This is a genomic window from bacterium (assembly GCA_021372535.1).
Lineage (GTDB): Bacteria > Latescibacterota > Latescibacteria > Latescibacterales > Latescibacteraceae > JAFGMP01.
The window spans coordinates 1-7,736 of the sequence record JAJFUH010000128.1 but is presented as its reverse complement, the minus strand read 5'-3'; the positions used below and the strand labels follow the sequence as shown (position 1 = coordinate 7,736).

Below are 7,736 nucleotides of genomic sequence, written 5' to 3'. Positions count from 1 at the left end.
CATGGTGTTAAACAGACAGCCGAGGTTGTTCTGATCATAAACTCTTATTAGAACAGGAATATAAGAGCCAGCATCATCCGAATCCGGTGTTCCGCCCAGCACACCGCTGTTGTTGATGCCCAGCCATGCCGGACCTTCGAGAATTTCATATGATACGACATTATCCTTATCGGGGTCCTGAGCTATTATTCGATATTCATAGGGTTGATCAATACTCGCATCGGGCAGGGTTGTGGATAAAATAACCGGTGGATTGTTAACGATGACTTCCGGTTGAGTGGCGGTTGAAGCGGTAACAACAAATGCATATGAACCGTACCCGGTGTCCTGAAGCATCTGTATATAATAAGTGCCGGGGTCCGCTTCATAGTAATGAAGCACTTTGGACGCGCCTTTTTCGGTAGTGTATTTGAGCCGATTACCCTTATTGTCAAAGAGATACAGATTGAACTCAAGCTTTCCGAGAGTTTCTGACCGGATAATCAGATCATTGTATCTTGAGGTGATGGTAAAACGGTAATAATCGATGATGTCTGATATACCACAGTCAGAATATCCCAGATGGCCTGTAAAGGTTTTTTCCGGAACGATTTCCTGCGCGTTGATTGTATCGTCATTTGGTTCGCTATCATTGAGATAGGCCGCAGGAATAACCTGGCTCGAAATAGTGTAGGATCCATAACCGCTATCGCAGTGTGCCCTGACATAATAGGTACCCATCGCCAGATTATCGCGATGAATGGTTTGCTGGGCTGGTTCGAGCGAAGGATCCATTACCGGCCGTTCAACCAGATTTTCATCGAACAGCGTGAGGGTCATACCGAGTGTCGAGTCAACTTCGGCGGTTACATATATCGAGCCGTCCAGAATGGTGTCGATCTGCCACCAGTCATCTTTATCGGTGAATCCGCCGCCATAAAAGCCGAGGTGACCGGTAAGACTGCCGCTGGTTTTGAGTCTGAGAGCCTGTTCGGTAGTATTGTTCGGTTCATTGTCATTCCGGTAGGATGCTTCGGAAAAATCGGGGGAAATGGCATATTTCCCCTCACCTCCGTAATAATGAATTTTTAAATAATATATTCCCGGCGACAGATTCTTCCCGGCGATAGTTTTTAAGGGGGAAGAGCTTGCACTCTGAAATACCATCTGGGTTGTCATATCATGATCATAGAGGTAGAGCATGGTGGTGAGTGTCGAATCAGAGCGAATGGTAATTGTCAGGCTTCCATCGAGTGTTGTGGTAATCTGGAACCAGTGATCGCTGTCACGATTCATCGTACCCGATGTTGTGGTGCCGAACTGAAGAACCTGAGGAGTCTGGGAAAGCGATGCTGTTGCGAACATGCAGCATGACAGTCCGAAAAGGAGTATTTTACCAACTCGCGCCACCATTATTATCCCCTTTACATATAAATGTGCAGTACTGTAATTACGCTGATTATTCATATTAAAATGCAATATAAATATTTAATCCGAATTATTCATAAAAATTTTACATAAAAAATATAAATATTTATAACATATTAATTATAAATCATTAGCGAATCATAATTATTCACACTTTTTAAAATCAATCTCCGTACATCCTCAAAGGCCGGGTGGCTTCCTGATCTGATGAATCTTGTGAACAGATCGGGTAAACGGAAAACAAGTACGGATTGACATTTTTTACGATTTATAACGTGTCTCTTCAATGCGAATTTGCAGGTATACTATGAGGTCTGCCGATACGAAATATCGGAGAATATCGAAACTACTGATCATTCGCTGCCTGTTTCAGCAGCCGTTTAACCGATTGTGCAATGGTAGAAGATGACGGCCATCCGTCTCCGGGGCGTTCAATGTGGATAAGATTCCTGTTTTCTCCCGGAGACCATTGTACCAGTTCGTCTTTTTTCATCGTACATATGGTCGGAATTTTCAGCGCCACTGCCAGCTGAAAAAGATCGGTGTTATGAGTCAGCGTATATGAACAGAATGTTAAAAGTCCCGCGATCATCGATACCGGTCTGTCTTCAATGAGGATGATACTTTTACCGAATGTTTCTTTTAATGATGCGGCGACCGATTTTTTTGAGGGTTCATAGAAAATGAGAACAATCCCTCTGGTTTCATGAATAAGCACGTTTATAAGATACTCGGCGTTTTTACGGGTCATGGGCTCGCCTACGATTTCACGGGTGAGATCGAAACCAGCGAGGCGGTCAGTCTGAATCCCCGCAAGAAATCTCATTTTCGCTTTTTCAATAATGTTGTCACTAATGGCCATGGTGTAGTCCCGCATATTACCGCCGATTCCGAGCGTCCGAAGCATTTCGAGATACCGGTCAACCTCATATCTCTGGCCGGTGGCGGGCATTACTTCGACATTGAAAAACTGGATTTCATTTTCCTCGGCAGTTTTAAAGGAAATTCTCAGGTCGGCCATTGAAAGACGTGTGAGGTATGCCATACCGGAATCTAACTGGTATGACAGGAAAAATGCCATGTCATATTTTCTCTCTGCAAGTTGTTTGCCGAATAATTGAAATGATTTCGAATGAGGATTGTCAATCTCATCGGTGAACGTGATCACTTCGTCGATGGTAGGGTCGTTCTGGATCAGGACGCTCCATGCCCTGTTCGAGATAACGGTAATTCTGGAAGTGCTGTATCGGTCGCGGAACGATTTGAATACACGGGTTGCAAGAAGAACGGTACCCATCCGGTTGTAGGGTATAATGAGGATATTCCGGGGATTTTGCAGAATCCTCGTTATGTTGACCGGCGGGGATTCGGGCGGCATGTGAAAATAACCGCGCCGCACGAGATTGATTTTTCTCTTGATATATTCCGCAATACTATTCATCCGCGTGTCCTGAAGGATATTGAACCAAGGTCAAGGGAAGCCCGCCGGAACTGCAGTTCCCATGAAGGCTGAATTACAATCGCTGCGGGTAATGTAATCTCTTTTACATTGTCAGGCCCTTGAGAAATATAGGTATTGATAAACGGTTTGTCATGAATATTCGATACAATGGACAATACCGTGAGTTTCTCATTCATCTCGCAATGAAATACCGAACCGGGAGACAAGGCGAGTTTCTGGCCGTTTTCAAGCTCGATAATGAGATATTCTATTTCCGGTTCATACAGTAAAACATAGACCGTACCGATAACATTACGGCTGTAGAGTGCTTCGATGCGGAACAATTCACCTGATTTATCGATACTCCACTGATGCATCAGATCCGTGGCCGTATTAATCTCGTATCCCCTGTCATCGGCATCGTTGATTTTTTTATCTTTTCCGACAAACCCAACGAAATTGACACGGATATCGGCATCCATTCTGCCGGAAACCTGCGCATTAATGATTTTAAGAACATCTCCCCTGATAATATGAAGCGTATCATCCGGAGATACAACCATATTTTTACCCGAGATGGTAATTTCAATACGATTGAGCACGGGATGAGCGGACAGTGTGTTCGCTCTGGATGTTTCGTTCTGCCCGGGATTGATATTCACTTCTCCGCAGAGGAATGCATCCTTGTATACTTTAATTGTTGTGGGGGAGGTTATACTGACCACACGGCCGAGATCGTTGGTATTCCCATAACCCTGGATATCGAGTGAGATACCACGCAGATAATTTGCAACTACGGATGCCACCTGAATAGAAGAGCCTGCCGGGATGGTCAGAGTGGTTCCGTTCTGCACCGCAAACGGCACGGAATTTCCGATAATGTTGATCACAAGATGATCGAGTTGAGGTGTCGGAAGATAAACGCTCGGGTGCTCGGGTATTATTTCGTATTCTCTCATGAAAGCATTGATAGCGAGCGTCTGGTAACGGACTTTCGTTTCGATCGGCGATAAGCTTTTCGAGGTCTCCAGTCCGAAAGCGGGTATTCCCGCAACGGTCAACGCATAGTATGTGGCGCTTTTTCTCTGTTCGATGTGTTTTGTGTCATCGGAAAGCGTATCATGATTGTTGGGATGAAAAAAATGCTCCGGATCATCGATATTGCTGTTTATTTCGTTGATAACCCGTGAAGCAGGTCCAACCAGGTCGATAATCCTTCCGTCAGAATGCGTATAGGTTTCGGCGTCGAATATAATCGACTGTCCGTAACGCATGGGATTACGCATTTCAGAGATATACGTGGAGGAATAATAACCGGAACCTTCGTGGAGATTTAAAAGTACATCACTTTTTGATATGAGGTCTTTGAGAATCCCTATTATATGGAGATCGGCATCATCATCTTCTTGTAAGTTCTGACCGAACTTTCGATTCATATCCCCGTTGATACCCCGGTTATTTTTCTTGATTGTGTAAAAATTCGCACGAGGTACGACTATCAGGTTTCCTTTTTCGAGGAGCAGATCGGCATACAGGTCGGCGGCGAGATAGCCTCCTGGTTCATCGCCCTGGATGCCGCCCATTATCATCATGGTCTTGCCCGGCTGTTTGCCATGGATGAAATAGATCGTAAATTCATAATCTGAATTTTCAAGATAGGTTACCGTCCGGGTTCTCGATTCTTCAGCAAGCACCGGAAAATCACCGTTAAAGCAAAGACCAAGACAGATAAGGCACAGTGTGCTCAGGGCGTTGAGGGATTTCATATATCTTTTTAAAGGGCGGTGAAAAAGTCCCTTATTCACACGCCCGTTAATGAAATGTATTGTTTTGTTGCTGTCAAGGGTATGTAAATCGGCACTTCGTGCCGACCCTTGACAGTCTATATCAAGACATGAGGTGTTTTTCACAAGGCTTTTCATGAATAACAGAGATAAAAACGAAAAAGTCATGAAGATTCGCTTCCTTTCGACTCCGAGATGACAAACCGCTTGTCCACGAGCACGGCTCCATCACGGGAATAAATGAGTATTCTGAAATCCCTGATTTCGATACCCGTCGTCGCCTCTGAAAGAGAGACCTGAAAAGCCGTGGCGGATACAGGATCATATACGGCTCCGTTCCGGTAATCGACCGGAATACCTCTGAAAACCGGATTTCGCGGATGGATTATCGTTTCTCCCGCGATGTCGGAATCGGGATTGATGATAATCCATACATAAACCTGGTCATATGCATCGGCACCGGCAAGAGAAAAGGCAATATCGAATTCATTTTTTTTACCGGCAGAAACCGTAAAATTTTTAAGCTCGGTCGAACGCGAAGAATCTTCCATGGAATTTACGGCCGATTCGGAAACGAGCGGCGACTGACGGGACCCGGATTGAACGCTTATCGTGTCGGATACCGGTAAGAGAAACGGAATATGGAATCTCGCGATTATAAGTGTAAGTCCAAAACCACTGATCAGGCTTATCATAATTGCAAGAACCAGAGCTGCCAGTACTTTCGTGAACGTAATACGTACCGTGACCGGTTCATGGGTTTTCTTGATGACGAGTAACGTAAACGGAGGTTTAATCATGGTATATCACTGTCAGCGAAATTGTTCCGCAACAATTTTCCACGTGTTCTGTTCGGGAACAAGGTAGAGCGTTTTTGTTCCGACTGTTGAAAAATTGGTGTTTTTGATTGAATAATTCTGAACGAACTGGACCACGATATTTCCGTTGTGGGCGAGTATAATGATATCCTTAAGATCTATGTTGTATTCGTTGTTACGTTCAAATTTACCCTGTTTGTCAATTTTCCACTGGTTCCGTGTCATACCCTGGGAAGAAAACGACGAAGCATAATGTTTTATATATCCATCGATTTTTTTATTCTCCCATGCGGTTTTCCAGTCTTGAATCAGCTCCATCGCCGTCTTACTCTGTTTATTCATTTCGTCCCTGGATTTGAAATTCACCGTATCCAGTATAATGATCGGTGTTTTACCCGGCTCGATATACTTGCTCAGTTTCACGATTGATTCGTTTGTTGTTACGACACAACCGCGGGTATCGTTTGAAGATGTCTTTTCGAACGGCTCATCAGTACCATGGAGCCATATCCCGCTGCCGTTTTTCCCTTTCTGAATGTCGATCGCATTAGGGAAATTGGTAACAAACGCTATTTCACCATACTGATACGCGTTATCTTTACCAACCAACCGTTGAATTTCTTTCCGGGAATACTTGTTGATAAGAAAATAGATACCTTCGGGAGTCTTTTCATCTCCATGTTCTTTTTTATCACCATTATTTCTTCCCGTTTTACAGTCAAAACTCTCAACTACTGTCTGTTTCCCCTTGTCATACTTGAGAAGAAAAAGCGTGTGCGAGCTCTTCTCGACAAGAATTAAATACGGTGTCGATCCCGAATAAGAGAGAATGGCGTCCGGAAACAGATCATCCCGTGCAAATTTATCTTTGACCGGAATTGCTGGGGTTTTGGGCAGCTCAACCGGTTCGATTTGCGGTTTTTTTTCACCGATGTCAATATTAAGCGCTACACAGAGCTGCTTGAGCTCGGTGGTTTCCACTCCGATCGCCGAGGCGGCTTCGTCAAGGTTTTTGGTAGTTTTCAGCGCATTTTTAATTGAATTTGAAGCTATTTTTTTTAATATTGTTATTTCAGATGATGTATATTTGCCGGATGAGGTCTGCTCTGCACCGATGAAAAGCTCTGTTAAAGTCATACAGGTGCAGAAAACAAGTAGAATTATACGGGTTTTCGCCTTCATAGCAGTTGTAATGTTCTCCTTATTATGTTATGGGTCAGACAGAGTTTTCCTGTTTATATTCCGCACATGATAATATAGCCACTTCTTACTCAATGTCAAGTTTTTCTTAATGTTAAGTTTTATATGAACGCTGCGATAAACGGATGATTTTTCAGGCAGAAAAAAAGGAACTATGAATATAATAACACACTTGGTTATTATCAGTGCCTTTGTGACAGGAACGGTGTACACCCTTGCTCTTCTGCTTGTCATTCATGCTCTCCGAAAAGTACATTCCGGCGGTTCCTGCGGTTCGGTATCGGTTTCCGTGATCATAGCGGCGCATAATGAGCGAAGCAGTATCGGAAATTGCCTTGCCGCTCTTGCCATGCAGGATTATCCTCCGGACCTTTGGGAGGTGCTTGTTGCCGATGACCGTTCCGATGACGGGACGTCCGAGGTTATACGACGTTTTCAGTCAGTCATGAAAAATCTTGCCTGTATTACCATTGAATCCGTGCCGACAGGGATTTCACCGAAAAAACATGCCCTTGCTGAAGCAATCGCACGTGCGCATGGGAAGATAATCCTCCAGACCGATGCCGACTGTATTCCGCCTCCCGCATGGATTTCCGGCATGTCAGGCAGGTTCGAGCCGGGAGTGGATATGGTTGCCGGCATTGCGCCGTATTTGCCCGGGCGGGGGATTCTCAACTCGTTCGTGAGACACGAATACCTCTGGAATGCCGGGCTTTCAGCCGCAAGCGCAGCTCTCGGTCATGCTACCCATGCAAGCGGAAGAAATCTTGCATTCAGGCGGGATGTATTTGAAAAACTGGAAGGTTATGGCTCGAAAAAAAGCGTTCTCTCGGGCGATGACACGCTCCTGCTCCAGCGGTTCAGGGCGCATAATCCCTCATCCGTTGTCACCATGCCTGCCCGCGGAACCCATGTATATACCGGGGCGCCGGGATCATTCCGCCCGTTCATCCGTCAGCGAATCCGTCACATGTCAACCGGGAAATATTTCGATCACATGCATATCGTGCTCGGCATCGCTGTTTATGGCTTTCATGCCATCCTTCTCGTATCACTCATGTTGTCGTGCTTTTACGGTGTGCTGTT

General features: G+C 44.9%; 6 protein-coding genes. 1 reads left to right on the top strand and 5 read right to left on the bottom strand.

Annotated elements, in window-relative coordinates; translation table 11 throughout:
* The 5 genes from LLG96_11955 to LLG96_11935 form a co-directional block, all read right to left on the bottom strand.
* Positions 1-1,392 (bottom strand): Ig domain-containing protein (locus LLG96_11955; GenBank protein MCE5250925.1); only part of this gene is annotated, 1,392 nt, incomplete at its 3' end.
* 361 nt (positions 1,393-1,753) lie between these two features.
* The gene (locus LLG96_11950) at positions 1,754-2,848 is read right to left on the bottom strand and encodes a hypothetical protein (GenBank protein ID MCE5250924.1); all 1,095 of its coding nucleotides are present in this window, start codon (positions 2,846-2,848) and stop codon (positions 1,754-1,756) included.
* On the bottom strand, positions 2,845-4,542 hold the full coding sequence (locus LLG96_11945) for a M14/M99 family metallopeptidase (protein MCE5250923.1): 1,698 nt from the start codon (positions 4,540-4,542) through the stop codon (positions 2,845-2,847). The genes LLG96_11950 and LLG96_11945 overlap by 4 nt, the downstream gene beginning before the upstream one ends.
* Positions 4,543-4,796: 254 nt before the next feature.
* Positions 4,797-5,432 carry a hypothetical protein gene (locus LLG96_11940; protein MCE5250922.1) on the bottom strand — a complete coding sequence of 212 codons (636 nt, stop codon included), beginning with the start codon at positions 5,430-5,432 and terminating at the stop codon, positions 4,797-4,799.
* A 12-nt stretch (positions 5,433-5,444) separates the two neighbouring features.
* Entirely contained in the window at positions 5,445-6,431 is a 987-nt protein-coding gene (locus LLG96_11935; GenBank protein ID MCE5250921.1) for a L,D-transpeptidase family protein, read from the bottom strand.
* 373 nt (positions 6,432-6,804) lie between these two features.
* On the opposite strand from LLG96_11935, the gene LLG96_11930 reads away from it, so the two are divergent.
* Positions 6,805-7,736, top strand: a 932-nt coding sequence (locus LLG96_11930) for a glycosyltransferase (protein MCE5250920.1), incomplete at its 3' end; no start/stop codon positions are given.

Bases quoted from the DNA above. Each gene is read 5' to 3' on its own strand.
- LLG96_11950 (MCE5250924.1), bottom strand. From the start codon at position 2,848: ATGAATAGTATTGCGGAATATATCAAGAGAAAAATCAATCTCGTGCGG.
- LLG96_11940 (MCE5250922.1), bottom strand. From the start codon at position 5,432: ATGATTAAACCTCCGTTTACGTTACTCGTCATCAAGAAAACCCATGAA.